The organism is Massilia norwichensis (genome assembly GCF_024753245.1).
Taxonomy (GTDB): Bacteria; Pseudomonadota; Gammaproteobacteria; order Burkholderiales; family Burkholderiaceae_D; genus Telluria; species Telluria norwichensis.
The window spans coordinates 1-957 of record NZ_JANUGX010000088.1 but is presented as its reverse complement, the minus strand read 5'-3'; the positions used below and the strand labels follow the sequence as shown (position 1 = coordinate 957).

The window sequence follows — 957 nt, the reverse complement described above, 5'->3', positions numbered from 1 at the left end:
CACCGGTTGAATCTGGGTTGGCTGCCCTGGTCCGAGTGATGCAGCAACGCAGTAGGCTTACCTCGACGCCAGACACCCATCATCAGTGCATCGACAACCAGCTGTGATGTCATGCTGTCCTGCATCGACCAGCCAACGATACGGCGCGAATACAGGTCCAGCACAGCGGCGACGTACAGCCATCCTTCGGCAGTCCAGATATAGGTGAAGTCGGCCACCCATTTCTGGTTTGGCGCCTCGGCATGGAACTGCCGATCGAGCACGTTCTCCGCCACAGTGCTACGTGCTCCGCGATCCTTGGGCAAGCCTCGGCGTCGAGGACGAGCGCGTAACGCCTGCTCGCGCATCAAACGCTCGATGCGGTGCAGGCCACATGACAGCCCTTGCTCAAGGACGTCGTGCCACACCCGCCGTGCTCCATAAGTGCGATCACTACGCACAAAGCTTTGCCTTACCTGAGCAGCAAGCTGCTCGTCTTTTCGACTACGCTGGCTTGGCGGACGCGTCAGCCAGGCATAGAAACCGCCCCTCGAGACACCGAGCGCCTCGCACATCAAATTGACCGGCCAGACTCCTCGGTGCTTCGCAATGAAGCCGAACTTCAAATCGACTCCTTCGCGAAGTAGGCCGCGGCTTTTTTCAGCAGATCGCGCTCCATCTTGAGCTTGGCGACTTCCTTGCGCAGCCGTGCTATCTCCGCGTCCTGTGGCGTCATCTTGCCGTTGCCTGGGAATGCTTCCTCGGGTTGCTCGCGATGCTCACGCACCCACTTGCGCAGCACATTCTCGTGCACATCCAGATCCTGGGCCGCTTGGCGTACCGATACCCCGCGCTCCTCAACCAACTTCACAGCCTCAAGCTTGAACTCGCGGCTGAACTGCCTTCTTGCTGCCATTGATACCTCCTGACTCCATTTTCCACCTTAACTTGGTGTCTGTGGAATCGGCAGCAGGCCAG

The 957-nt window shown here is 59.2% G+C and carries 1 pseudogene; it reads right to left on the bottom strand.

The window, feature by feature from the left end:
- A pseudogene (locus NX782_RS26250) lies at positions 1 to 895 on the bottom strand (IS3 family transposase); the annotation flags it as partial.
- Positions 896 to 957 lie beyond the last annotated feature (62 nt).